Annotated in this window: 29 protein-coding genes; 8 read left to right on the top strand and 21 right to left on the bottom strand. The window is 47.7% G+C overall.

Annotation, left to right across the window (positions count from 1 at the left end; all coding sequences use genetic code 11):
* Positions 1–165: 165 nt before the first annotated feature.
* Complete coding sequence (gene nikR, locus ACZ5DR_RS09535; protein WP_377368203.1) at positions 166–579, top strand: nickel-responsive transcriptional regulator NikR; 414 nt, start codon at positions 166–168, stop codon at positions 577–579.
* A 74-nt stretch (positions 580–653) separates the two neighbouring features.
* On the opposite strand, the gene ACZ5DR_RS09530 is transcribed toward nikR, so the two are convergent.
* The 6 genes from ACZ5DR_RS09530 to ACZ5DR_RS09505 all read right to left on the bottom strand — a co-directional run bounded on the left by ACZ5DR_RS09530 (position 654) and on the right by ACZ5DR_RS09505 (position 5,955).
* Complete coding sequence (locus ACZ5DR_RS09530) at positions 654–2,156, bottom strand: ATP-binding protein (protein WP_377368205.1); 1,503 nt, start codon at positions 2,154–2,156, stop codon at positions 654–656.
* Positions 2,157–2,161: 5 nt separating this feature from the next.
* A complete protein-coding gene (locus tag ACZ5DR_RS09525; protein WP_377368207.1) occupies positions 2,162–2,881 on the bottom strand; it encodes a response regulator in 720 nt (239 codons plus the stop codon).
* A gap of 45 nt (positions 2,882–2,926) precedes the next feature.
* Positions 2,927–3,388, bottom strand: a complete 462-nt coding sequence (locus ACZ5DR_RS09520; RefSeq protein ID WP_377368209.1) for a DUF1499 domain-containing protein — start codon at positions 3,386–3,388, stop codon at positions 2,927–2,929.
* Positions 3,389–3,402: 14 nt separating this feature from the next.
* Positions 3,403–4,314 (bottom strand): 23S rRNA pseudouridine(2605) synthase RluB, encoded by a 912-nt coding sequence (gene rluB / locus ACZ5DR_RS09515; RefSeq protein WP_377368211.1) that lies wholly within the window; start codon positions 4,312–4,314, stop codon positions 3,403–3,405.
* Positions 4,315–4,455: 141 nt separating this feature from the next.
* Positions 4,456–5,076 (bottom strand): L-threonylcarbamoyladenylate synthase, encoded by a 621-nt coding sequence (locus ACZ5DR_RS09510; RefSeq protein ID WP_377368213.1) that lies wholly within the window; start codon positions 5,074–5,076, stop codon positions 4,456–4,458.
* 33 nt (positions 5,077–5,109) lie between these two features.
* Positions 5,110–5,955, bottom strand: coding sequence for a PHP domain-containing protein (locus ACZ5DR_RS09505; RefSeq protein WP_377368215.1), 846 nt, complete (start codon positions 5,953–5,955; stop codon positions 5,110–5,112).
* A gap of 67 nt (positions 5,956–6,022) precedes the next feature.
* On the opposite strand from ACZ5DR_RS09505, the gene ACZ5DR_RS09500 reads away from it, so the two are divergent.
* Positions 6,023–6,559 (top strand): septation protein A, encoded by a 537-nt coding sequence (locus ACZ5DR_RS09500; RefSeq protein ID WP_377368217.1) that lies wholly within the window; start codon positions 6,023–6,025, stop codon positions 6,557–6,559.
* Between the two features lie 2 nt (positions 6,560–6,561).
* Entirely contained in the window at positions 6,562–6,858 is a 297-nt protein-coding gene (locus ACZ5DR_RS09495; protein ID WP_377368219.1) for a YciI family protein, read from the top strand.
* A 15-nt stretch (positions 6,859–6,873) separates the two neighbouring features.
* On the opposite strand, the gene ACZ5DR_RS09490 is transcribed toward ACZ5DR_RS09495, so the two are convergent.
* On the bottom strand, positions 6,874–7,167 hold the full coding sequence (locus ACZ5DR_RS09490) for an Rdx family protein (protein WP_377368221.1): 294 nt from the start codon (positions 7,165–7,167) through the stop codon (positions 6,874–6,876).
* Between the two features lie 86 nt (positions 7,168–7,253).
* On the opposite strand from ACZ5DR_RS09490, the gene ACZ5DR_RS09485 reads away from it, so the two are divergent.
* Together ACZ5DR_RS09485 and mnmC are read left to right on the top strand one after the other, a co-directional pair.
* Positions 7,254–7,805, top strand: a complete 552-nt coding sequence (locus tag ACZ5DR_RS09485) for a peptidylprolyl isomerase (protein WP_377368223.1) — start codon at positions 7,254–7,256, stop codon at positions 7,803–7,805.
* Entirely contained in the window at positions 7,795–9,744 is a 1,950-nt protein-coding gene (gene mnmC / locus ACZ5DR_RS09480) for a bifunctional tRNA (5-methylaminomethyl-2-thiouridine)(34)-methyltransferase MnmC2/FAD-dependent 5-carboxymethylaminomethyl-2-thiouridine(34) oxidoreductase MnmC1 (RefSeq protein ID WP_377368225.1), read from the top strand. The genes ACZ5DR_RS09485 and mnmC overlap by 11 nt, the downstream gene beginning before the upstream one ends.
* A gap of 26 nt (positions 9,745–9,770) precedes the next feature.
* On the opposite strand, the gene ACZ5DR_RS09475 is transcribed toward mnmC, so the two are convergent.
* Positions 9,771–10,100, bottom strand: a complete 330-nt coding sequence (locus ACZ5DR_RS09475) for a hypothetical protein (RefSeq protein ID WP_377368227.1) — start codon at positions 10,098–10,100, stop codon at positions 9,771–9,773.
* 116 nt (positions 10,101–10,216) lie between these two features.
* On the opposite strand from ACZ5DR_RS09475, the gene cysE reads away from it, so the two are divergent.
* Positions 10,217–11,023, top strand: coding sequence for a serine O-acetyltransferase (cysE, locus tag ACZ5DR_RS09470; protein WP_464543914.1), 807 nt, complete (start codon positions 10,217–10,219; stop codon positions 11,021–11,023).
* 42 nt (positions 11,024–11,065) lie between these two features.
* On the opposite strand, the gene ACZ5DR_RS09465 is transcribed toward cysE, so the two are convergent.
* The 12 genes from ACZ5DR_RS09465 to ccmA all read right to left on the bottom strand — a co-directional run bounded on the left by ACZ5DR_RS09465 (position 11,066) and on the right by ccmA (position 21,216).
* Positions 11,066–11,299 (bottom strand): YheU family protein, encoded by a 234-nt coding sequence (locus ACZ5DR_RS09465; protein WP_377368231.1) that lies wholly within the window; start codon positions 11,297–11,299, stop codon positions 11,066–11,068.
* 3 nt (positions 11,300–11,302) lie between these two features.
* Positions 11,303–13,339 carry an NAD-dependent DNA ligase LigA gene (gene ligA / locus ACZ5DR_RS09460; protein WP_377368233.1) on the bottom strand — a complete coding sequence of 679 codons (2,037 nt, stop codon included), beginning with the start codon at positions 13,337–13,339 and terminating at the stop codon, positions 11,303–11,305.
* Between the two features lie 72 nt (positions 13,340–13,411).
* On the bottom strand, positions 13,412–14,488 hold the full coding sequence (gene zipA, locus ACZ5DR_RS09455) for a cell division protein ZipA (protein WP_377368235.1): 1,077 nt from the start codon (positions 14,486–14,488) through the stop codon (positions 13,412–13,414).
* 65 nt (positions 14,489–14,553) lie between these two features.
* Positions 14,554–15,729: a c-type cytochrome biogenesis protein CcmI gene (gene ccmI / locus ACZ5DR_RS09450; protein ID WP_377368237.1), complete on the bottom strand. Its 1,176-nt coding sequence runs from the start codon at positions 15,727–15,729 to the stop codon at positions 14,554–14,556.
* On the bottom strand, positions 15,726–16,139 hold the full coding sequence (locus ACZ5DR_RS09445; protein ID WP_377368239.1) for a cytochrome c-type biogenesis protein: 414 nt from the start codon (positions 16,137–16,139) through the stop codon (positions 15,726–15,728). Before ACZ5DR_RS09445 ends, ccmI begins: the two co-directional genes overlap by 4 nt.
* On the bottom strand, positions 16,136–16,645 hold the full coding sequence (locus ACZ5DR_RS09440) for a DsbE family thiol:disulfide interchange protein (protein WP_377368241.1): 510 nt from the start codon (positions 16,643–16,645) through the stop codon (positions 16,136–16,138). The genes ACZ5DR_RS09445 and ACZ5DR_RS09440 overlap by 4 nt, the downstream gene beginning before the upstream one ends.
* A 1-nt stretch (position 16,646) precedes the next feature.
* Positions 16,647–18,584, bottom strand: coding sequence for a heme lyase CcmF/NrfE family subunit (locus ACZ5DR_RS09435; RefSeq protein ID WP_464543913.1), 1,938 nt, complete (start codon positions 18,582–18,584; stop codon positions 16,647–16,649).
* Positions 18,585–18,598: 14 nt separating this feature from the next.
* Complete coding sequence (ccmE, locus tag ACZ5DR_RS09430) at positions 18,599–19,030, bottom strand: cytochrome c maturation protein CcmE (protein ID WP_377368244.1); 432 nt, start codon at positions 19,028–19,030, stop codon at positions 18,599–18,601.
* Positions 19,031–19,207: a heme exporter protein CcmD gene (gene ccmD, locus ACZ5DR_RS09425; protein ID WP_377368246.1), complete on the bottom strand. Its 177-nt coding sequence runs from the start codon at positions 19,205–19,207 to the stop codon at positions 19,031–19,033.
* Positions 19,197–19,943 carry a heme ABC transporter permease gene (locus ACZ5DR_RS09420; protein ID WP_377368248.1) on the bottom strand — a complete coding sequence of 249 codons (747 nt, stop codon included), beginning with the start codon at positions 19,941–19,943 and terminating at the stop codon, positions 19,197–19,199. Before ACZ5DR_RS09420 ends, ccmD begins: the two co-directional genes overlap by 11 nt.
* On the bottom strand, positions 19,943–20,605 hold the full coding sequence (gene ccmB / locus ACZ5DR_RS09415) for a heme exporter protein CcmB (RefSeq protein WP_377368250.1): 663 nt from the start codon (positions 20,603–20,605) through the stop codon (positions 19,943–19,945). Before ccmB ends, ACZ5DR_RS09420 begins: the two co-directional genes overlap by 1 nt.
* On the bottom strand, positions 20,602–21,216 hold the full coding sequence (gene ccmA / locus ACZ5DR_RS09410) for a cytochrome c biogenesis heme-transporting ATPase CcmA (protein ID WP_377368252.1): 615 nt from the start codon (positions 21,214–21,216) through the stop codon (positions 20,602–20,604). The genes ccmB and ccmA overlap by 4 nt, the downstream gene beginning before the upstream one ends.
* Positions 21,217–21,322: 106 nt before the next feature.
* Between ccmA and fliK the strand changes: the two genes are divergently transcribed.
* Positions 21,323–22,963 (top strand): flagellar hook-length control protein FliK, encoded by a 1,641-nt coding sequence (gene fliK / locus ACZ5DR_RS09405; protein WP_377368253.1) that lies wholly within the window; start codon positions 21,323–21,325, stop codon positions 22,961–22,963.
* Positions 22,960–23,223: an EscU/YscU/HrcU family type III secretion system export apparatus switch protein gene (locus tag ACZ5DR_RS09400; RefSeq protein WP_377368255.1), complete on the top strand. Its 264-nt coding sequence runs from the start codon at positions 22,960–22,962 to the stop codon at positions 23,221–23,223. Before fliK ends, ACZ5DR_RS09400 begins: the two co-directional genes overlap by 4 nt.
* A gap of 11 nt (positions 23,224–23,234) precedes the next feature.
* Here ACZ5DR_RS09400 and ACZ5DR_RS09395 read toward each other — a convergent pair whose 3' ends face one another.
* The gene (locus ACZ5DR_RS09395; protein ID WP_377368257.1) at positions 23,235–23,651 is read right to left on the bottom strand and encodes a DUF2802 domain-containing protein; all 417 of its coding nucleotides are present in this window, start codon (positions 23,649–23,651) and stop codon (positions 23,235–23,237) included.
* Positions 23,652–23,658: the final 7 nt, after the last annotated feature.

Genomic DNA, 23,658 nt, shown 5'->3' with positions numbered 1-23,658 from the left:
GGGAGAACATCCATTTAAAGTATGCTAAATTTTTATTTTCATCATACTTTTCCCTTTAAAGAAACGCAATTAGAGCTTTGCATCAACACTCTTTTCAAGGCATATTGAGGCTCATAGAAGCAACTATCTTTTACTTAACCTAGATTTCGAACAATTGGAGTGGGAATGCAACGCGTTACAGTCACGTTAGATGACGATCTGATGGCAGAGCTCGATAAGCTTATGGAAGAACGGGGTTATGGGAATCGATCTGAAGCCATCCGAGACATGACCCGTGCAGGTCTAGCCCGTAAAAGAGTAGAAGCCCTACCTGATACCCCCTGCGTGGCGGCCTTGGTCTACACCTTTGACCATCACGCTCGGGAAGCTTCCAATAAAGTGACAGCTGCCCACCACGATCATCATGATTTGACCGTTTCATCCCTGCATATCCATTTAGATCATGATCAATGCATGGAAGTCTCTATTCTAAAAGGGAATGTAAACGAGGTGCGACACTTCGCAGATCACCTCGTCTCAGATCGTAAAGTAAAAAACGGCGAAGTGGTAATCATCCCCACGGAGACCACGACAAGCTAGGGAGAAATAGTCTCGGACAGAGGCCATCTAACAACTAAAAACGACTCTAACACACATCCCCAGAGGGAAAGGTGCTAGCTTAGGGTGTTCTGATGCTGGCTACGGGACCAAATCAAGCTAAACTTAGCTCCCCCTAACTCACTGCCGTCCACCAGTACTGCACCACCGTGCCAGAAAGCGATACGCTGCACGATCGCAAGCCCCAACCCGTATCCTCCTGAGGCACGGGTGCGGCTGTTATCAAGACGCTGGAATGGAATAAATACCTTATCCCTATCTTCAACAGGAATCCCTGGACCATCATCCTCAATATCTACCTGCCAGCGCTCTTCATCCGCAGTAAAAGTAATTGAGATTACAGAGTTAGCATACTTAGAGGCATTAAGAATAAGGTTCTGTAAGGCTCGATGAAGATGATGGGCGTCCGCATTCACAATGTCATCATCACTGACACTGATACGTACGTCGAATCGTTGCAGCAATGCTTGGTTATGATCCACGATCCCCTTCAACAATTGGCTGATGCTGGTTCGCTCAAAATTGAGAGCCAAGGACCCTTCTTCCAACTTACCATAGGTAAGCACTTCATCAACTAGGGTATTTAACTCTTCCACATCGATCTCAAGGGCACTCACAGAAGGTTCCAAGTCCTCGCTGACATCATCCTTCAAGGCTTCAAGCCCAAATCGTAGGCGCGCGATAGGTGTTCTCAATTCATGGGAGATGGCATTGATCATTTCACGCTGAACTTTCAAAAGCCTCTGAATGTGAGATGACATGGAGTCAAATGAATAGGCCAACTCTTTTAAGGTACCTGAACTATCCACTACCCCTTGAGGAAGATTGCTTCGGCCACGGGCAATTTGTCGAGTAACGGTTTCGAAGTGCACACGTTTTTGATCCAAGCGGCTAAGCTCAGCCCAAATCAAGGTTAAGAGCGCCACCACTGCGATGATCACAATTAACACCACAGCTAGACTTAACGAGAAAGCCACATCAAGATCTAGACGAATTCGCCAAGCCTCTCCTTCCCCTGTGAACCATAAAATACTCAACTCCCCTTTATATGAGTCCACGATATCAATTCCAGACTGAGTTGGGGCAAACCAACGATCAGCCTCAACCTTGGTCACCTCAAGATTGGGTAATTCCTTCAGAGTGGCTATTTTTTGTTCTACAGGTTGAGATAAGCTCAAGTAGTAACGGAGCAAGCTGGCTACACTGTAACCGTCCGCGGATTTAGGAACGCCTTCTAATAACAACTGAGACTGACTATAGACTTGTGCTAAATCCCCTTCAGGGGTATCAAGCCACTCTACGGTCAAGTCACTTGGAGCAGATTCGGGGAGAGATACGACACGCCACTGGAAACGAGAGTGTTGGTTTAAAGCATCTAAAGAGAGAGTTTTGCTACCCAATAACTGTCCAGCAAGGTGGACATCGGCACTCATAAGGCGGTGTCTTTGTTCGGCTTCGTAGCGCTTTTGTATTAACTCTATCGCCACATAGCACACCAGTAATATGATGGCCCCTCCGATCAGGATATGCCGATAGAGGCGCCATATATCACTTCTCATAAAGGTTACACCTCTTTTACAAACAGGTAACCCTTACTACGGATGGTTTTGATTCGACGGGGATGGATCGGATCATCGCCAATTTTAGAACGAATACGAGAAATTCGAACGTCTACAGATCGGTCTTGACCATCGTACTCAATGCCACGCAGCTCACCGAAAATTTCTTCACGGCTAAGAATGCGACCAGCATTGCTCGCAAGCAACCATAGCAAATCAAACTCAGCACTGGTGAGCTCAATTTCTTCACCTTCACGCCAAGCTTCACGGCGAGAGTTGTCCACCACAAGCTGACCAAATTCAAGCGTTTGCTCAACACCTGCTTCGACAACACCTTGATCAACGTCTTGGGTGCTACGACGTAATAGAGATTGAACACGGGCAAGCAATACACGAGGCTTCGCAGGTTTAGAGACGTAATCGTCTGCACCGATTTCCAGACCTAAAATTTGGTCTACATCATCACTGCGAGCGGTCAACATCAAAATGGGGCCTTTGTACTCGTTACGTACGCTACGACAAACAGTAAAACCATCAGCCCCAGGCAACATAAGATCTAGAATAACAAGTGACGGCTGCTCTTTGACAATCCGTGAAATCGCATTACGACCATCTGGCTCAACCGCAACAGTAAAACCATTTTTTTGGAGATACTCTTGGGTCAAACTGGCAAGACGCTCGTCATCTTCAACAATCAAAATAGATTGGGGTTCGTTAGCGCTCATGTTCCATCCTCGTCCGTTTGGTAGTTTTTTATAAAACCTTTAAGATCAATCTACTAGAAGATTTCGAATTTGTCTAACTCGCTCTTGGTTTACACCTAGGTCATCGTAACCAACCCGCGAGGCAGAGCGAACATGCATAACGCTATCCGCTTCTGGGAAGTAGAGTTCCACATCATCTCGAAAACCAAATAAACGGCTATCAACCACAATATGTGTGTAGCCTAAGCGGCTCTCAACAATACGCGTATCAGGCTGACTCAAGAAAAACTGCTCTACCGCCAACTGCGCATCTTTTACGTTGCCACGGTAGATAATAGGCTCAACATAGTGTTCTTCATCCTCAGCATCAGCTTGAGATGACACACAGTTTGGCGTGTCAGGGCATGGTAACAACAGTCCCTCGTTAACTCCTAAATCCTGCGGCATTTCATTATTCATCTCTACATAGACGAAAAAGCCAATTAGCATCGCAATGATAACAACAAATACCCATCGCACCATGCTCATAACACGCTGTCCTCTTATCTAAATGATCTACGTCCTGGTTTTTTAGGTTTAAACTCTTGTTTATCAGAGCTTTGCCAATCAAACCCTTTATCTCGGCGCTTAGTACGTGCAACGCTTCCGCTCACTCGCGAGCCACGTTGACGGCGACGGTCATGCACTTCTTGCTGACTCTTAACACTGGTTGGGCGGTGTGGAAGATCCACCAGCTCACATAATGCTGAAACATCATCGTCTTCCATTTCTACCCAGCGACCAACTTTTGCTTTTGATGGCAAGAACACAGGCCCAAAACGCACACGTTTTAAGCGGTTTACCTTAACCCCTTGGGATTCCCATAGGCGACGCACTTCGCGGTTACGACCTTCCATCAGGCACACGTAGAACCAGCGGTTAATGCCTTCACCACCACCATCAACGATGTCAGTAAACTGGGCCATGCCATCTTCTAATAGCACACCTTTTTTCAGGTTAACCAAATGCTCCTCGGTCACATTACCCATCACGCGAACCAGGTATTCACGGTCAATCTCTGTTGAAGGGTGCATCAGGCGATTCGCTAACTCGCCATCGGTAGTGAATAGGAGTAATCCAGATGTATTAATATCCAAACGGCCCACAGCAATCCAACGGCTACCGCGTAATTTAGGCAATTTATCAAACACTGTTGGGCGGCCTTCAGGGTCTTTGCGAGTACACACTTCCCCTTCTGGCTTGTTGTAAATAATCACTCTACGCTCAAGCTCTTCGACAGCCGTTGCTTTAACCAACTCACCGTCAAGTTCAATCACGTCATCAGAGCGCACACGATCCCCTAGGGTCGCCACGTTACCGTTAACGCTAACACGACCTTCACGAATTCGATTTTCCATCTCACGACGAGACCCAACACCCGCACGTGCGAGAACTTTCTGTAATTTTTCGTCCATTACGACCTCTTTGGGGAATGCTTCGCAGCAACCCACTGTTATTAACAATTAACTGTTTCTTTAACGCTACAACACAGCATTTAAATTGCCTGCATTATAGTCACATCCCCTAGCACTTCATAGGCTAGAAAGAACTCATTTTTAAGCAAACGGCGCTGGGTCACCCGCCCCTATTCGCACCACTTGAATGTCATCGGAATCCAACGCCACCACGGTGGTCGGCTGCATCCCACAAAATCCCCCATCGATGACTAAATCCAGCTGATGCTGCAAGGTGTCACGAATGTCATAGGGATCCATCATAGGATCTGTCTCTCCGGGCAAAATTAGCGAGGCACTCATAATAGGCTCCCCTAACTCAGCCAATAAATCCTGTACGATTTTATTATCCGGCACACGAATACCAATCGTTTTACGCTTGGGGTGCATTAACCGACGTGGCACTTCAGACGTGGCATTAAAAATAAAGGTATACGGCCCAGGCGTGTGATGCTTAAGCAATCGGTACAAGGTGTTGTCAAAGCGAGCATAAGTGGAAATCTCAGATAAGTCTTTACAGACAAGCGTAAAGTTATGCTTATCATCAAGACGCCGAATCATACGAATTTTCTCAAGCGCCGCCTTGTCACCAATGTGGCACCCGAGGGAATACCCGCAATCTGTGGGATAGGCAATAACGCCCCCTTCACGGATGACCTGTGCTGCTTGTTTAATCAAACGAGGCTGAGGGTTTTCAGGGTGGATCTGAAAAAACTGGCTCAATATCTTATCTCCAAGTCGTTAAGTACTTCGATGCTACCACTTGTACCAAATGGGTCTTACTTCCTGCTCATGCACTTGCGTGTAACGCCCAACATTTGTCCAAGGCCCAAACGGCCCATGATAATCGCTGCCCGCGGAGGCCTCGAATTCAAACTCTCGGGTCAGCCGCTCTAAGAAACGCACATGATCTGGTCGTTCATGACCAGATGCCACTTCAATAGCGGTACCCCCGTACCGTTTAAAATCGGCGAGTACACCTTTAAGTTTAGTCACAGTTACGGGATATCGCTTGGGATGTGCGAGCACTAACTCACAATCTGTCGCAGCCAACTCCGGCATAATCTCCTCAAGCTGGGGCCAGACATCCCGTATTTGACCAATTTTTTTATTCCCTAAGTAATGATCAAAGGCTTTATTCATGTCTTTGACAATGCCTTCCCGAATCATCACCTTAGCAAAATGGGGACGTCCCAGCTGGCTCTCACCGGCTTCTTCCACGGCTTTGTCGTATAAGTCCGGTAAGCCTTTTTTAACCAGCAAGTCTGCAATTTGGCGACCTCGCTCCAAACGCACAGTTTGATTGCGCTGGGTCCACTTTTTTAACGCTTGGTTATCTGGCTCGAAGCCCAACGCCACCATATGCAGGGGAATTTTGTTCCAAGCGACGGATAACTCACAACCGTTTATAAGAGTCATCCCCAATCCATGGGCGCACTGATGAGCTTCCTCTAAACCTTTGATCGTGTCATGGTCAGTCAACGCCAGCATAGAAACCCCTTGTTCATGGGCAAGGGTTACTAGCTCTGTGGGAGAGAGTTTGCCATCCGAAGCGGTCGAATGAGTGTGTAGGTCTATGTGTTGATAAGGATGTTCAGACATCAATAGGGGTATTCTTTCAAGCCGTTGCTAGGTATGATTCTTCGAGCATACAGAAACTGGTTTGACTATGAAATTATTATTCGACTTTTTACCCATTCTTGTATTTTTCTTGGTATATAAATCCACCGGAGACATCATTCTCGCCACCGCAGTTCTGATTCCCGCAACGATTTTGCAAGTGTCATACACTTGGTGGAAACACCGCCAAATCGAAAAAATGCATGTCATTTCTTTGGTATTAGTGGTCCTGCTGGGAGGCGCAACCGTCTTAATGGGCGATGGAGACTTCATTAAGTGGAAGCCCACAATCGTTAATTGGTTGTTTGCCATTGTCTTCTTTGGCAGCCAATTTATCGGCCAACGCAACATCATTGAACGCATGATGGGCGATAAGATTCAGCTTCCACACAAGGTATGGCGCACACTCAACTTAGCTTGGGTAGGATTCTTTATCCTATCTGGGGCGGTAAACCTTTATGTTGCCTTCAACTTTAGTGAAGACATTTGGGTAGATTTTAAACTCTTTGGTTTGCTGGGTATGACGCTTGTGTTCATTATCCTTCAGGGCATTTACCTCTCGTCACACCTACAGAATAAGGAATAAGCATGCTGTACTCGATTGTTGGCCAAGATGTCGAAAACAGTCTTGAAGCCCGTCTTTCTGTGCGACCAGCGCACTTAAAAAGATTAGAACTACTTCGCGATCAAGGTCGCCTTGTGCTGGCTGGCCCAAACCCAGCCATAGACTCAAGCGATCCTGGTACTGCTGGCTTCACTGGCAGTGTTGTGGTGGCAGAGTTTGCCTCCCTAGAAGAGGCTCAAGCATGGGCAGATGCCGACCCTTACGTTGCAGCAGGGGTCTATCAAACCGTTGCGGTGAAACCTTTTAAACAGGTTTTCTAACTCAAAGACAGCGAGCTACGGCTCGCTGTCTTGTTTTACATCTGAGTGCCCCAGATCTCGTTCAGGGTCAATCACATCCCGCATTCTTTGTTTCAACACCTTAGCCTCCGGAAAACCACCTTCCGCCTTTCGACACCAAATCTCAGTGCCATTCACGCGCACCTTAAAAATCCCCCCTTGGGTTGGGATCAAAGTGACGCTTTTGATGTCATCATCAAAGGTCGTAAGAAGCTCTTGAGACAACCATGCCGCCCGTAACATCCAACGACAAAGGGTGCAATATTCTATTTCTACCACTGCAGTTCTCATGAAAAGCCTCTCTTACTAATTTCACCTTGGCGTACGCGCCGTTAGTCCCTAATATTATGGGCGCTTTATCAATAAGGAAGACTCTAATGAAAAAAAGTTTAATCGCAGGCCTTCTGCTTAGCACATTGAGCATGCCAAGTTTAGCCACCGAAGTAGACATAAAAACCTCCATGGGGGACATCCGCGTAGAGCTTGCCGACGAGGCTGCGCCACAAACTGTCGAGAACTTTCTGCGCTATGTTGATGAATCCTTTTACAACGATGTTATTTTTCACCGTGTGATCAATGGCTTTATGATTCAGGGCGGTGGTTTTAAAGAAGACCTTGATCGCAAACAAACCCGCCACGCTATCCCATATGAAGGCAATAACGGCCTTTATAACGACCGTGGCACCCTCGCTATGGCTCGTACTCAAGATCCAAACAGCGCCACCTCACAGTTCTTCATTAACCTAGTGGACAACAACTTCCTTAACCATGGTGCTCGTGGTGCAGCGGGATACACAGTATTCGGCCGTGTGACGGAAGGTATGGACGTGGTGGATCAAATCGCCAAAGTGCCGACTCGCAACGTTGGCCCTTACCAAAACGTGCCCAATACGCCTGTCATCATTGAGAGTGTCACGCGTGTTAACTAGCTATCGATTAGAAGCACCGACTTTGCACTTTGGGGACGATGGGGTCCCCCGCTCCGCGACCTTTGATGATGTGTATTTTGATAAAGAAGCGGGGCTTGCGGAAACACGCTACGTGTTCCTCGAACACAATCGGCTAACGGAGCGATTTGGCTCTCTGTTAAACCGCAACTTTACCATTGCGGAAACAGGCTTTGGTACGGGGCTCAATTTTCTATGTGCGTTAGAGTGCTTTTTACAGCATGCTCCTGACACCAGTTGGCTACACTTTGTGTCCGTTGAAAAGTACCCCCTATCTAAAGCATCTCTGACTCAATCCCTAGCCATGTGGCCCAGCCTACAGCCTTTGGCTGACGAGCTGATCGCCCATTACCCACAGCAATGCCACGGCCTGCACCGAGTAGAACTCCCTCAGTTACGAACAACTCTAACTCTTTGGTTCGGGGAAGCAAGTGAGGGCTTTACTGCTCTGGACGCTCAAGTGGACGCTTGGTTCTTAGATGGCTTTGCGCCAAGTAAAAACCCTGATATGTGGAGCGATCAGCTGTTTCAACAAATCAATAGGCTGAGTCACTCTGATACCACTTTTGCAACCTTTACCGCTGCTGGCATCGTTCGTCGTGGACTGCAATCCCATGGCTTTCAAGTACAAAAAGTCAAAGGGTTTGGTCATAAGCGGGAGATGATGATTGGCCAGTTTCTAGAAGACGAGCAAACGACCCGATACTCTTCCACTCAACCAGCTTGGTTTGCTTCACGCCCCCTTCGTCCAATGGGCAAGGTCATTGTTATCGGCTCAGGTCTCGCTGGTGCCACCACCGCTCATGCTCTGGCGCAAAAAAACATTGCCGTTGAAGTCTGGGAACAAGCAGATCACATTGCAGCGGGCGCATCAGGAAACGAGCAAGGCATGCTTTATCCGAAGCTTGGGGCATCCGATACGCCAGTCAATCGTTTATATCTAAGCAGCTACCTGTATGCTCATAACTTTTATCAGCAATATGCTGATAAAAGCATTTGGCAACACTGCGGACTCACACAGTTACCAAAGGATGATGCAGAACAACTGAAATTTGAAAAAATCACCCGTGCTGAGCTGTATCCTGATGCCATTTTAAAGGCCGTTGATGGCAAGCTCATTTTGCCTTTGTCTGGCTGGGTGCGCCCTAAAGCCCTTTGCGAAACGCTACTCAGTCACGCCAACATCACAGTGCACCTTAACCGCCCATTAGAGCAGATTAAGACAACAACAGAAGGGTTTGAACTCCTCTCAAACCAACACACTTATCATTGCAATCAAGTAATACTCTGCACCGCCAATCAACAGGATGCGCTGGCACCTTGGACCCTCTTGCCAACGAAACCCATACGCGGGCAAGTGTCTCAACTTCCTATTTCCACATTGGATATTCCTAGCCAAGTAAAGGCTCGTGAGTTTAAACAGGTGATCTGTGCCGATGGCTATGTTTCACCCGCCTTGGATGATCAGCTTAACTTTGGTGCGACTTACGATCTTAAGAATGAAGACTTAACCGTCACAGGCACCAGTCATAGTGAGAACATCTCCAAACTGGCAGATCTTTTACCGATAGATGTGAATGAAAGCCATTCTAGTCTATGCCAAGGTCGAGCATCTCTTCGTTGTACAGTTTCGGATTACACCCCTATCGTTGGGCCAGTTTCTGCAACAGCCAGCCTCATTAACGCTTTAGGACCTTTACGCACTAATGCGAAATGGCAAACCAATGAAGAAGTTGAAAAAATAGAAGGGCTCTATGTGAATTTAGGGCACGGATCTCGGGGGCTCGTCAGCACACCATTATGTGCAAACTATCTCGCCAGCTTAATGCTGGGTGAGCCATTGCCGATTGAGACGGCGGTAACGGATGCTCTGCACCCAAATCGATTTACGATCCGAAAATTGAAACGAGGCGAGGTGTAATGGCCTCGTTTCAGCAATATCAGTCATTAAATTTCGAACAAATCACAGGCACGAGGGATTAGCTCATCCAAGCGCTGATAAGTAGTCGGTCGATACACGGTCTCACCCAGCACAGGATGCAAGCTGCGTAACTTATCGCTAAGCTTAATCACACCTGGGTTAATCGGTTCATATGGGTAAATATGATCCTGCATACTTAATTTATGCAGCTCGTCCAGCTCATCCTGCAGCATGGTTTTCATAGCAAAAAACAAATCCTTGCTATTTATATCATTTGTTTCCCAATATGCGTCGGACAAAGCGCTGTTGAGTTCGTAAAATACATGCAAGGCATCGGATACAGTTCGTTGACTCATAGTCTCTCCATAAATCGGGCTTTGTGTTTACATTTGCCCTTGTATTGATAGATGCTAACCCCATAACCAGACTCTAGCCACGAAAACATGTAGGTATATTGATCTTGAGTAACACAATGCAATCTGACGTGACATCTGACAACTTGTGGCCATCTTTACAGGCTGAAGCTGAAAAGCTAGCACAAGATGAGCCTATTTTGGCAAGTTATTTTAACACCACCATCCTGCGCCATGACTCTCTGAGCTCGGCACTGAGCTTCTTACTGGCCAGTAAACTGGACAGTATTTCCATCCCTGCGATGGTGCTTCGTGAAGTGTTTGAAGAAGCTATGGCTGACGAAGGATCAAAGATTGTCGATTGTATCGCTCAAGATATTTTATCCATTAAGGAGCGAGATGCCGCATGCGATTGCCTGACAACGCCATTACTCTTCTTTAAGGGGTTCCATGCCCTACAAACTTACCGTGTTGCGAATTGGCTGTGGAAACAAGGTCGTGAGAGCCTTGCCTTGTACCTACAAGGCCAAATGTCCATGACCTTTGGTGTGGACATCCACCCGGCCGCCCGTATTGGTTGTGGCATCATGTTAGACCACGCCACGGGCTTAGTGGTGGGTGAGACCTGTGTCATTGAAGATAACGTGTCCATTTTGCAATCCGTTACCCTTGGGGGTACAGGTAAAGAAACTGGCGATCGTCATCCTAAGATACGTTCTGGCGTCTTGATTGGCGCAGGGGCGAAAATTCTAGGCAACATTGAAGTAGGCGAAGGTGCCAAAATTGGCGCCGGCAGCGTGGTGCTAGAGCCTGTTGCGCGACATACTACCGTAGCGGGTGTACCCGCCAAGGTGGTTGGCCGTAACCAAGAAAAAGAGCCATCCCGAGAAATGGATCACTCTTTTAAAGGATGCGTTCGAGACTGAACAAACCATGATTAAAAAGGGCTTCTGAGAAGCCCTTTTTTGTTAGTCGTAACGATGTTCCAAAGATTGCTTGGACACTAACTGAATAGTTTCACTTTCCGTATCAAACACAAGCACCGCCTCACCGTTTTTCAACGCTCGTAACGCTTGCTCACGTTTTCGCTCTGTCGATAACTCATAGTCACCGTAGTCTGTACCGTCTCGGGAAACAATGTCGTTCAACACATTCACCAGGGTATCAGGGTCCAGGGAGTCAAACGGGATGACAGTATCCATAACTTACACTGCCCCATGTTGAGTGAGCATCTGGTGCAAGGCTTCTTCATCCATGACCTCAACACCCAAGTTTTGTGCCTTAGTCAGTTTAGAACCCGCTTTTTCGCCAGCTACCAAACAGTGAGTTTTGGCTGAGACGGAACCACTCACCTTAGCGCCAAGCTTGATAAGCAAGTCTTTCACTTCGTCACGGGAGTAACGAGACAGAGTCCCCGTTACCACATAGGTTAAGCCCTCGAGAGGCTGTTCACCCGCTTCTACGTCCTGGGTGGACTGCCATGTGAGGCCTTGCTCTAACAAGCCACGAACGATCGCCACATTATCCTCTTGATCGAAGAACATGCGAATGTGTTGCGCAACGATTGGCCCCACATCCTCCACTTCAATCAAATCCTCTTCAGATGCGGACATAAGCTTTTCTATATCACCAAAATATTGGGTCAATGTGCGTGCCGTGGCCTCCCCTACTTCGCGGATGCCTAAGGCATAAACAAAGCGATTGAATTGGGTTTGCTTAGAAGTTTCGATAGCGGTCAGAAGCTTGTCCACTGACTTGTCTCCCATGCGCTCCATTGCGAGCAAGCGGGCAGGTTTGTCTTTTAGCAAGAAAATATCCACTGGGGTTTTCACCAAACCAGCATCCACCAGCTGCTCAATCAGCTTGTCACCAAGTCCATCAATGTCTAACGCTTTACGGGAAACAAAGTGTTTTAAGCTCTCTTTTAGTTGAGCCCCACACACTAAACCACCGGTACAACGCTGAACGGCTTCCCCCTCCACTCGTTCCACATCTGATTGACAGATCGGACACTGGGTTGGGAAAACCACTTCCTGAGCGTCCTCAGGACGACGATCTTGCAGAACCTGAACCACCTGGGGGATAACATCCCCCGCACGGCGAATGACCACCCAGTCTTTTACCTGCACTCCCAAGCGTTCGATTTCATCTTGGTTATGGAGCGTAGCGTTTGAGACAGTCACGCCACCCACAAACGTTGGTTGCAAACGAGCCACTGGGGTAATCGCACCCGTTCGCCCAACTTGGAAATCCACTCCTAGGATCTGGGTCACTTCTTCTTGAGCTGGAAACTTTCTGGCAATCGCCCAACGGGGGGCCCGCGCCACAAACCCAAGCTGCTTTTGTTGAGCAATGCTGTCCACCTTGTAGACAATGCCATCAATGTCGTAGGAGAGCCCTTCACGCTGTTCAGACAGCTCAGCGTAATACTCAAGGCAGCCTTTCACACCTGTTACGCGCTTCATCAGGTTGTTGGTTTTAAACCCCCAATCGGATAACTGAAGCAAGCCTTCATAGTGACTATCAGGCTGCTCCCAGCCTTCCACATAACCAATACTGTAAGCACACAGCACCAGTGGGCGAGCAGCGGTAATTTTGGGATCCAGCTGACGTAAGCTACCTGCCGCAGCGTTACGTGGATTGACGAAGGTTTTTTCGCCCTTTGCTGCGGCCGCCTGATTGAGCTTTTCAAAGCCCTCTTTCGGCATGTAAATCTCACCACGGACTTCCAGAACTGGCGGTGGGGTGTCTGTGCGAAGCTTCAGGGGAACAGAATAAATCGTCTTAATATTGGAAGTAATGTCTTCCCCAGACAAGCCATCACCCCGAGTAACGCCGCGGACCAAGTGGCCATTTTCATAACGAATGCTAATGGCTAGACCATCTAACTTAGGCTCACAGCAGTAGGTCAATTCCCCTTTGCCAGAAAGCTTGCGTACCCGCTCATCAAAATCCTGCATGTTGTCATCATCAAAGGCGTTATCTAGCGACAACATAGGGACTGTGTGCTCTACCGTCGCAAAACCATTATCTGGCTTTTCACCAACACGCTGGGTAGGAGAATCCGGTTGAACCCATTCAGGATGCTTAGCCTCAATGGCCTGCAGCGCGCGATAACAGCGGTCGTACTCTGCATCAGGAACCAAAGGCTCATCTTTCACATGGTAGGCATAGCTGTAGTCGTTCAGCTGCTGAATCAATGCTAAAACATCGTCTAAGGTATAGGCTTTGCTATCACTCATATGGCTCTCAAATCCAATCATATAAACAATAAAGGCCCCTATGGGGCCTTAACTTCGCTAAAGCATTTCGGCTTAGCGCTTCTTCTTAGTTAACTGTCGACGCTCAAAATCTTTAATGCGCTGACGGCAATGGGCAATGGTTTGCTCGCTCATGGGCATACGACGCTCATCACGCAATTCACCACCTAGGTTACGCACTAGGGCTTGGGCCGTTTCAAGCATAAAATCAAACGCTTTCATGCTGTTTTTAGGGCCAGGCAGCCCCATAAAGAAGCTCACCCCAGGGCAGTCAGTTTCACCCATGGTATCAAGATTAAAGGTACCTGGCTCCATGGCATTGGCCATAGAGAACTGAATTTTACCTCTATCGAAGCCCTCTTCATGGCGGTGGAAGATATCCATTTCCCCGTAACGCATGCCGCAATTCAATACCAGTTGTAACAGCTCCATACCAGCGAAGGTTTCACCTTCTGGAGCAAACACGTTGATGACAATCACTTCTTCGATTTCAGCTTCTTCGTCTACGGCCTCTGGCTCATCTTCCAGTGGCATATTGTTGGTAGACTGCTCTAGATCAACACTGCTGTAGTCACGCTCGAAGTTTTCTTCTTCATAACTATCATCATCGGCAATAGGGGTTTCTTCTGCTGGGGCTTCGGCGTCGTCATACGCGTCGTCATACTCTTCGTCATAGCCCACATCTAATCCATCATAACCATCGTAGAGGACATCGCCGTAGTCTTGATCAGCATCCACGTTACCCTGTTGGTCATCATTAAATCGCTCAGGCACTAGGGACGCCAGTTCGTCCAATTCGAACTGATCGTTTCGGTCAAGTTGAGGACCTGAATCCACCTTATGAGGCAGATCTGTTAAAGGCCCTCTTGCTGTCTTCCGAGCATTTTCAAATGCATTCATGACCGGATCATTGGATTCCGGTGGCGCACCAACAGGACGAGCACCACCATTGGGAAGTTCCCGACGTAATGTTGCTTCTTTTACTAATTCATCTGGATCACGAAAATCGTCATCGTCATCAAACGTCTGAACGACTTGCGATCTACGGTATCGTCGATAACCATCCACTAAGATGACTACGATGATCACCACTCCTATTAAAATTAGCCACTCACGCAAGCTAAATTCCATTGCAAAAATCCGCTATAGATCAATTAATTTGTCAGTATTATCAGTTGAAGCGCGCTCGGTTTCAATTATAAGCCGACATTGACCTTAAAAATCTTGTCACTATTGCTTGGAACCGACGATAAATACCCTACCACCTCCCCTAATGTGAGGTCATTTGCATCATTTGTCGAACGTTTAACCACCACATCCACTCTGGCAACGTCTGCAAGTGACTGCCCCGGCATTAGGTTATCCAGATTGGTCAGCACAATTGGCGCCTGTATTTGAGCAGCAGGAATACGTTGAATGGCCACTGGCATTCGTTGATCTGGCACTTGCGCATACACCAAAAACACATCATTCGCTGATATTTTTCTGACGTCTAAGTCTAACTGTAAGTGTAACCTATGGGTCACAATTGAAGGAATCATCTGCTCAGTGATTCCTCCTTGCTTACGCGCCGCGGCAATTCCAGAGAGTAAATCTAAACGTTCGGCGCGGTCGGTGCCATTTACTATGGCTTCTTGCCAAGCCAAAATAGCCTCTTGGTAACGCCCAGCATCAAACTCAATAATACCTTTAAGACCTAATGCTTTAGCATTATCCGGCTGCTGTGCTAACGCCTCATCAACAGCGGTAATCATTGCAGGGGACACTTGATTATTTTGGGAATAAAAGAGCGCTTGTGCCAGCTCCACTTGAACATTTATGGCATCTTCTGAGCTGCCATCAAGCCGCGCTAGAACTTCTCGATAAGATGAGATGGCTTGCTCAAAGTTCTGAGCCATAACTTGATCATTCGCCAAGTAATACCAGTCTTCTGCTCGGTCGTAACGTTGCACTCGATAAGACAAGAACTCGGTCACATCATCCTGCGTCGCGGACTGTTCAATCAATTGCTGGGTAATTTTGACATCCGGCGCAAATCCCAGCTTTTGATATAGAGCCACACTGCCTATGATCACTCCTGCAATCATGACTGATAACACCCAGCGAGCTAACTGTGTATCTTTCGTCAGGGCACGCTGCTGATGTTGGCTCACATAATGGGACTCGCTGGTCACGTCCTGCAGCAACTGTTGGGCTTCTTCTTCGGTTAAACGCCCTGCGCCCTGGTCTTCTTTCACTTCTAGGCGTCGGGCAGAAACAAAGCTGGTTAAAGTATCATCATGACCGGCATTGTTTTTATTCACTAGGTAGTGCATCACATATAAAACGCTTAGCACAATCAAGGCAGCCATAAGAGTCCATGCAACGATCATGTATCAGACTCCTCTGTATGGCGGCCTTTACGGCGGATAACCCAAACAAATATCAAAGCACCAAGACCTAAAAGAGCGAACGGCCCATACCAGAGTATTGCGGTGCTGGATTTATGAGTGGGTCGATATAAAACAAACTCACCATATCGAGCGACCAAATAATTTATAATCTGCTCGTCACTCTGTCCCGCTTCAATCATGGTATAGACTTGCTGACGCAGGTCCACAGCAATACCAGCGTTAGAATCTTCTAAGTTCTGGTTCTGACATTTAGGGCAGCGCAATTCCTCGATCAAGGTGCGATAACGAGGTTCGTATTCCGGTTTTGAAAATTCTCTGACTTCCAAAGCCATTGCATAGGTGCTAACGACCGCAGCAATAAGCAGCAAAGCTCTAAATGCTTTGATCATTCCATGTAACCTTTTAACGTTTGCCATACCTCGGCATTCACAACCCCTTGATGGCGATAGAGCACCTTACCATTACTCCCGATCACGAAGGTCTCAGGCGCACCTGTGATTCCCATATCTACGCCAAAATGCCCCATCTCATCCGTCAACACCAAAGAATAGGGGTTGCCCCGCTCTGCCAACCATTCACGAGCAGCTGGTGTTTCGTCTTTGTAATCGATGCCCACGATGTCCACCCCCTGCTCTGCTAACTCACCTAGGTAGGCGTGCTCAACACTACAGGATGGACACCAAGTGGCCCAAAAATTCATTAAATAAGGGCCCTCAGGCAATTCTGCATTGGTCGCGATGGTGTTATCTGCCAAATCAATTAATTGGAATTCTGGTACTGGCTTTCCGATCAACGCAGACGGCATGTATTCAGCGTTTTTACCCAATTGTTGGTAAAACACAACGCCTAAGCCAACAAACAAAGCCAAAGGTACAAAGAACAATAATTTTTTCACGTTACTCTCCTATCTTGCGTCGGTAGCGCTTATCCCATGCGGCGAGTAAGCCCCCCGTCATCATGAGCAAGCCCCCTAGCCATAGCCAACGCACAAAAGACTTGATGTAGATGCGCACACTCCAAGTGTCTTGATCTAACTTTTCACCTAGAGAAATGTAGAGGTCTCGGGTAAATCCTGGATTCAAAGCTGCTTCCGTCATCACCTGCTGACTCGCTTGATACATACGTTTCTGAGGGCGCATTTGGGCAATTTTACGATCCCCCTTGTACACATTAATAAACGCCGTATCAGCAATATAATTTGGCCCCTCGATGTGCCGCGTTTGCTCAAATTCAAAGGTATAAGCCCCAAGATCCACCTTATCCCCAGGCCCCATACGCACTGCGACTTCGCTGCTGTTCATACTGACAAAAATAATACCGATTAACGTCACGGCCACCCCCAAATGGGCCAGCAACATTCCGTAATACTGTCTTGGCAACTTACGCGCACGGGTAAGGATATTCACCCGTGTTTTAAGCACCTTATCAAACCAATCTCGGATCACCATCAAAACTAACCATAGGGCAATGGCGAAACTGAGCCACAAATACAGGTCAAATTCATGGAAGGTAAACACAAGTGCCGACAATACAACCGACAAAATAGCGGGCACCATGGACACATGAAGCAACCATTTACCCTTTGTTTTATGCCATTTGGATAAGGGCGCAATCCCCATGAACACCACTAACAGCAAAGCAATAGGGCCAAACACCGTATTAAAATAGGGGGCGCCCACAGAGATTTTACCTAGATTAAACGCATCAAATACCAAAGGATAAAGCGTGCCCAGCAACACCGTAAGGGTCAAAATGGTTAATAGGATATTGTTAATAAGAAGCCATGACTCTCGCCCTGAGAACCCGAAGCTCACACTTGATTTCACTTGGGACGCACGAAGAGCATAAAGCAGCAAGGAACTGCCAATGATGATCACCAACAGCGCTAAGATGAACACCCCACGGGTAGGATCTGAGGCGAAGGCGTGAACCGAGGTCAACACCCCTGAGCGGACTAAGAAGGTCCCTAACAAAGACAAGCTGAAGGTGAAAATCGCCAACAGCACAGTCCAGCTTTTGAATACGCCACGCTTTTCCGTCACCGCAAGGGAATGTACCAACGCTGTTCCTGCCAACCAGGGCATTAAAGAAGCATTTTCTACTGGGTCCCAAAACCACCAGCCACCCCAGCCCAACTCATAATAGGCCCACCAACTGCCTAAGGTGATACCTAAGGTTAAAAACGCCCAAGACGTATTGGTCCAAGGTCTCGCCCAGCGTGCCCACGAAGCATTCAGATTACCTGTTACTAAAGCAGCAATCGCAAATGCAAACGCCACAGAAAATCCCACATAACCCATATACAGCATGGGAGGATGGACGATCAGGCCAATGTCCTGCAATAAAGGATTTAAATCAGCTCCATCTACTGGCTGATCTGGCAATAACCGAACGAAGGGCGATGAGGTAAACAAGATAAACGCCAGAAAGCCTGACGCCACGATACCCAACACCGCCAATACCACAGGGCCCGTGGCATGGGGTAAGGTATGACTTTTACGGGCCACCGCGGCAGACCAAGCAGATAAAATGGCAATCCACAATAACAAAGAGCCTTCGTGCCCCCCCCACACCGCACTGATTTTAAACCACACAGGCAACAGACTGTTGGAATGCTGACTGACATACAGCAAAGAGAAATCATCCGTGGCAAAGGCCACCGCGAGAATAATAAGACTGCTCCAAATAAGCAGAGCAGAAATATAGGTCAGAGGCTTAGCACTGTTCAGTAACACCCCATTACGGGTGTAATAGCCAATAAAAGGGACTACTCCTAGGGCTATAGAAAACATCATCGCGAGAATGAGTGCAAAATGCCCAATTTCGGGAAAAATCATATCCAACAACCTTATTGAGATTTTGACTGCTTAAGGGCCTCAGCAATTTCTGGAGGCATGTACTCTTCATCGTGCTTAGCCAGCACTTCGCTAGCAATGAGAACCCCATCACCATTCAACTTACCCTGTGCGACAATCCCCTGCCCCTCACGAAATAAATCGGGCAAGATTCCGTGATAACGAATCACTACCTGATGGGCATAATCTGTCACCGTAAACATCACATCCAGTGTGTCAGAATCCCTATCCACACTGCCATCCACCACCATGCCACCGGCGCGAATCATCACCCCTTGAGGAGCTTCACCGTTGGCAATTTGAGTAGGCGAATAAAATAAATTTATGTTTTGCGACAAGGCATACATCACCAACGCGACAGCGACAGCCAAGGTCGCTAAGATAAGACTAATGGTAATTAAGCGCTTTTTACGAACTGGATGCATCTAGCGGTCTTGCTCCCTGCGGTAACGTTTTTTAAGAGATTTGGTAAGCTGTTTACGCTGCATTCGGGTGCTTAGAAACAAACCTGCTAACGCGAGAAAGCTGATGGCATAGGTAGACCACACATAGCTTCCATGAGTTCCCATTTGAAAAAAATCACTCAAGCTATCAAACGCCATCGCCCATCACCTCTTTCTTGACCCAATTTGCTCTGCGCTCACGGTGTAAGACTTCGTTTTGCATACGCCACATGGCAAGCCCGGCACAAAAAACATATAAACCCAATGCAGAAAACAGAAGCGGTAGCCACATTTCCATCGGCATAGCAGGCTTTTCCGTGAGTTTAAACGTGGCTGGCTGATGCAGCGTGTTCCACCACTCAACGGAATATTTAATAATTGGCAAGTTAATCGTGCCGACCAAGCTGACCACAGCGGCCGCCTTATCCGCGAACACACGATCTTCAATGGTGTTTTGTATGGCGATCACTCCCATATACAACAAGAACAACACCAACACCGACGTAAGCCTAGCGTCCCACACCCACCAAGTTCCCCAAGTGGGTTTACCCCAAATAGCTCCCGAGACAAGCGCGATAAACGCCATCACCGCGCCAATCGGCGCCACGGCTTTGATAAACACAGGGGCCAACTTCATTTGCCATACCAAGGTCACCAAGCCAGCAACCCCTAAGCCCAAATAACAGCTCTGAGCCAACACAGCAACCGGCACATGAATATAGATGATGCGGAAACTATTACCTTGCTGATAATCAGCTGGCGCGAACCCTAGACCCCAGCCTATGCCTATCAACAACAGCAGCGCTCCTAAATACACACAAGGGGATCCCCAGCGTCCTGCCCATTGATAAAACCACTTTGGTGAGCCCAGTTTATGGAACCAAGACCAATTCATCACTTCACACTCGCTTTTATTGAAATTGCCGCCATGACTGGAGAGATCACCAAAGACATCAAAGAAAGAGCCGCCAAAATAGCCAGTTGACCACTAAAAGGCATCCCCAATTGAGCGGCACGAATCGCCCCAGTGGCAAAAATAATTACCGGAATATACAAGGGCATAATGATCAAGAGCATCAATACCGCCCCGCGCCTTAAGGAGACAGTGAGGGCGGCACCGATAGAGCCGAAGAAAAACATCGCAGGCGTGCCAAGCAGCAAGGTGACTAACACCACTCCCACAAGATCCATGGGAAGAAACAACATGCTGGCTAGTACAGGTAAAATACAAACCAATGGCACCAAAACCACGAGCCAATGCACTAGGGTTTTGATGAACACCAACCAAGACAGAGATAGGCTGCTCGTTAACCACTGTTCTAAGGAGCCATCGCTGTAATCTTCTTTATACATGCCTTCTACGGCCATCAAAATGGACAAGGCCGTGGCACACCAAATAATGCCTCCTGCGGCTGGAGCCAAAAAGCTTGCGTCAGGACTCACTCCCAACGGAAACAAGGTAATCACCATAACAAAAAACAAAATCGCATTGAGCGTATCCTGCTTTCTTCTGATCAAGCCTAGCCATTCAGACTTCAGAAAAGCGCGATAATTCATGTTTTCAGCTCAATAATCTTGGGGAGCAGAGTTTGCAGAGGCTGATGAGTTGTCATAATGACCGCCCCACCAGACGCTAGATGCTCTTTGATACGATGTTCTAGAGTCAAAGTCCCTTGTGCATCCAGAGCAGTAAACGGCTCATCCAGAAACCAAATCTGCTTATCCGTTAGCCATAAACGAGTCAAAGCCACACGACGCTTTTGACCAGCGGACAAATCACCTGCGGGAGTGTCTTCAAAGTCGGCTAAATTCAGATTACGCAAAGCTTCGAGACGATCTGACTCATGACTGTTTGGACAATAAAGGGAGAGGTTTTCCTGCACAGTAAAAATGTCTTTTATCCCCGTGGCATGGCCAATATAAAGCTGCTCTGCTAATAAGCTATCACGATGGACACTAATATCTTCGCCATTAAACTCAATCGTCCCCTCTTCAATCGGCAACCAGCCTAATAAAGCCTTCATTAAAGAGCTCTTACCAGAACCGTTCTCACCAGCGATACGGATCAGCTCACCCCCTTCTACAGTGAAAGACAACTTCTGACACAGCAAACGTTCGCCGCGCTCGATGCAGAGATGTTTTATCTGTAAGTTAATGGGTTTGTACAAAAGAAATGTCCGTATTGGCCGTTAATGTAAGATTGAGCAAAGCCCCAAAGCGGCGCCTATTATAAAATATATTTTTAGCTTTTCAGAACGAAAGGGCCATCTAAGCATGATCACGGATATAAACTCACTTATCTCCGGGCAAGGGAAAACCAACTCGACCCAAACCAACTCGCCCTCAATCGGTGCCTTGGCGAAGCTGTCGAGTGAGCTAAAATTGATTCAGGGCATGCAGCCGATTCAAATCACTTCAGTGCAAAATAGCCAATCTGCTAACGGCCAGACCGCGCAACTTATTAGCGTCACACAAAACAACCAGCAACGTCTGACATTGGTCAATCAAGAGGCCAATCCTAACATAAAAGCTGGAGATCGTGGCGTACTCAACGTGGCGGCTCAATCGGCCACTTTAACGGTTACCCCCTCTTCAACGGCAAACACCTCTAGCAGGGGGCCTTATGGTTCAAGCGCCAACTCAGCTACAGGGTCTGTTAACAATAGCACTCAAACTCCGCAACAGGTGCCATCAGGCAATTCACAAAGCTCCAACACTGGCACTACAACTCAAGCCCCCCAGCCGCTAATCGCCACCCAGACTAGCGCTAAAATCACGGCACAAGTCGCTATCGCTAGTCAGCCAATTCAACTGACTGTGCTGCAAACGTCCGCTAACTCTACATCTTCAACGGGGGCCACGTCTGCCGCAACAACAGCTCAGCCTGCGCAAGCCGGACAACAACCCAGCACAGCGCCTACAACACCGTCTCCAAACCAATTCAGTGCCACTGTCACCGACGGCAAAGAAACATTCACTCTCAACACACGCCATCCCCTGCAACCTGGAGACACTCTCTCAGTAGTCGTCGATAAACAAGGCAAACTACAGTTTTTGCCTCAAACAACATCAACACCCACTCAAGCCACCATAACAGAGGGGCTTAAACAGTCTCTACCAAAGCAGATAACCCCCCAAGAATTTACCACTATGTTGCGCCAACTCACGACTATGGCGCAGTCAGGTTCCCAGCTGCCGGAACGAGTGTCTCAAGCCTTAGAGCAACTGATTCGCCAGCTTCCCAATTTGCAAAGCCTCACCCAATCTCCAGATTCTCTAAAACAGGCTCTGCAGACATCAGGTACTTTCAGCGAACGTAATCTATCCACCAATACACTCGTTCCCCAAGACTTAAAGCTCAACCTCACTCGGCTGGACGGCGCCACAAACGACCCTAAGACAGTAAGCCAGCTAAACTCAGCCTCCAGCACACAAACCCAAGTATTAAACCAAGTCGCAGGAGCCATTGAACGTATCACGACTCACCAGCTGCGCAACATCGTAGAAAACGTTCAACAAGACGGACAAAATCTACCATTAAGCATAGAGCTACCGATCAAGGACGGACGTAGCACGTCCCTAGTAAACATTCGTATTGACAGAGACAACTCTCAGGACCAGGACGTGGAACCCCACAATCGCCGTTGGTTAGTCCAATTGAAGTTTGAATTTGAAGAAACGGGGAAGTTTGAAGCGCGAGTGAGTGTTCAAGATCAGAAAGTGGGGGTTATTTTTGCTGTAGAACAAGCCGAAACCGAGCAGCTAATCCGAGGCAAGCTAGACGATTTGAAGGAGAGCCTACGCCAAAAGAATGTTGAAATCGAAACCATGGACTGTTTTCGAGCCCAATTAAAAGAGCCTTCCAAATCCCCCTATGATTCCCCCTCCACTCGACTGATTGATGTGAGGACATGATGAAGCAGAAAAAAGCGGTAGCCTTACAGTATGATTTTCAAAGTGCGCCAAAAGTCACCGCCAAGGGCTCAGGTTATCTAGCCGAGCGAATCATGCAGGTGGCTGAGGAAAATAATGTATTGCTTCACCAAAGCCCTGAATTGGTAGAGGTCTTGGCGACATTGGAGATTGGGGATGAGATACCCGAGACCCTATATTTAGCGGTGGCCGAGATCATTGCATTCTCTCATTCCATCAAGAATATCAATAATCCGACCTAATTATCGGGCCGTCAGTAGGGCTGGCTTGAATTCGGGTTACGTCTGGACTCTTTTTTCAGCAGACTAATTAACTCTGCTTCAGCCCGGATTAAGCCACATTTGGAAACCAAATCGTCCACGGTCGCTCCCATTTCTAAAAGCTCCATAGCGCGATTATAGGAGACACTGCTCCCCTCTTTCGAAATCAACTCTGATTGACGCTCTACTGCCATGTTTAAGCGTTTTTCAATTGCGACTAGACGACGTCCCATCCCAATAGAACCCGATGCAAGCACTTGCACCTGTTTTTTCTGACTGAGATCCGCCTCTTTTGCTGCCTGTTGAACAGACTTCACCTTGCGGGACAAACGAAAGGCCCACACAGCCAAACCCAAAATACCCACAAACTGAACAACAAGCAGTAAGTTAAAAATCCATTGAGATTCCATTAAAAGC

The sequence above is a fragment of the Marinomonas vaga genome (assembly GCF_055388305.1).
The sequence above is the reverse complement of the archived record's forward strand: the minus strand, read 5'-3'. Positions and strand labels throughout refer to the sequence as shown.

Excerpts from the sequence above, each read along its gene's own strand:
- ACZ5DR_RS09490 (WP_377368221.1), bottom strand. The coding sequence starts at position 7,167 with ATGAGAACTGCAGTGGTAGAAATAGAATATTGCACCCTTTGTCGTTGG.
- ACZ5DR_RS09445 (WP_377368239.1), bottom strand. The coding sequence starts at position 16,139 with ATGATCAAAGCATTTAGAGCTTTGCTGCTTATTGCTGCGGTCGTTAGC.
- ccmI (WP_377368237.1), bottom strand. The coding sequence starts at position 15,729 with ATGATCGTTGCATGGACTCTTATGGCTGCCTTGATTGTGCTAAGCGTT.
- nikR (WP_377368203.1), top strand. The coding sequence starts at position 166 with ATGCAACGCGTTACAGTCACGTTAGATGACGATCTGATGGCAGAGCTC.
- ACZ5DR_RS09395 (WP_377368257.1), bottom strand. The coding sequence starts at position 23,651 with ATGGAATCTCAATGGATTTTTAACTTACTGCTTGTTGTTCAGTTTGTG.
- ligA (WP_377368233.1), bottom strand. The coding sequence starts at position 13,339 with ATGAGTGATAGCAAAGCCTATACCTTAGACGATGTTTTAGCATTGATT.
- ccmE (WP_377368244.1), bottom strand. The coding sequence starts at position 19,030 with ATGCATCCAGTTCGTAAAAAGCGCTTAATTACCATTAGTCTTATCTTA.
- ACZ5DR_RS09475 (WP_377368227.1), bottom strand. The coding sequence starts at position 10,100 with ATGAGTCAACGAACTGTATCCGATGCCTTGCATGTATTTTACGAACTC.
- ACZ5DR_RS09485 (WP_377368223.1), top strand. The coding sequence starts at position 7,254 with ATGAAAAAAAGTTTAATCGCAGGCCTTCTGCTTAGCACATTGAGCATG.
- ACZ5DR_RS09400 (WP_377368255.1), top strand. The coding sequence starts at position 22,960 with ATGATGAAGCAGAAAAAAGCGGTAGCCTTACAGTATGATTTTCAAAGT.
- rluB (WP_377368211.1), bottom strand. The coding sequence starts at position 4,314 with ATGGACGAAAAATTACAGAAAGTTCTCGCACGTGCGGGTGTTGGGTCT.
- ACZ5DR_RS09525 (WP_377368207.1), bottom strand. The coding sequence starts at position 2,881 with ATGAGCGCTAACGAACCCCAATCTATTTTGATTGTTGAAGATGACGAG.
- ACZ5DR_RS09465 (WP_377368231.1), bottom strand. The coding sequence starts at position 11,299 with ATGGATACTGTCATCCCGTTTGACTCCCTGGACCCTGATACCCTGGTG.
- ACZ5DR_RS09495 (WP_377368219.1), top strand. The coding sequence starts at position 6,562 with ATGCTGTACTCGATTGTTGGCCAAGATGTCGAAAACAGTCTTGAAGCC.
- ACZ5DR_RS09520 (WP_377368209.1), bottom strand. The coding sequence starts at position 3,388 with ATGAGCATGGTGCGATGGGTATTTGTTGTTATCATTGCGATGCTAATT.
- ACZ5DR_RS09530 (WP_377368205.1), bottom strand. The coding sequence starts at position 2,156 with ATGAGAAGTGATATATGGCGCCTCTATCGGCATATCCTGATCGGAGGG.
- ACZ5DR_RS09500 (WP_377368217.1), top strand. The coding sequence starts at position 6,023 with ATGAAATTATTATTCGACTTTTTACCCATTCTTGTATTTTTCTTGGTA.
- fliK (WP_377368253.1), top strand. The coding sequence starts at position 21,323 with ATGATCACGGATATAAACTCACTTATCTCCGGGCAAGGGAAAACCAAC.
- cysE (WP_464543914.1), top strand. The coding sequence starts at position 10,217 with ATGCAATCTGACGTGACATCTGACAACTTGTGGCCATCTTTACAGGCT.
- ccmD (WP_377368246.1), bottom strand. The coding sequence starts at position 19,207 with ATGGCGTTTGATAGCTTGAGTGATTTTTTTCAAATGGGAACTCATGGA.
- ACZ5DR_RS09505 (WP_377368215.1), bottom strand. The coding sequence starts at position 5,955 with ATGTCTGAACATCCTTATCAACACATAGACCTACACACTCATTCGACC.
- zipA (WP_377368235.1), bottom strand. The coding sequence starts at position 14,488 with ATGGAATTTAGCTTGCGTGAGTGGCTAATTTTAATAGGAGTGGTGATC.
- ACZ5DR_RS09420 (WP_377368248.1), bottom strand. The coding sequence starts at position 19,943 with ATGAATTGGTCTTGGTTCCATAAACTGGGCTCACCAAAGTGGTTTTAT.
- ccmB (WP_377368250.1), bottom strand. The coding sequence starts at position 20,605 with ATGAATTATCGCGCTTTTCTGAAGTCTGAATGGCTAGGCTTGATCAGA.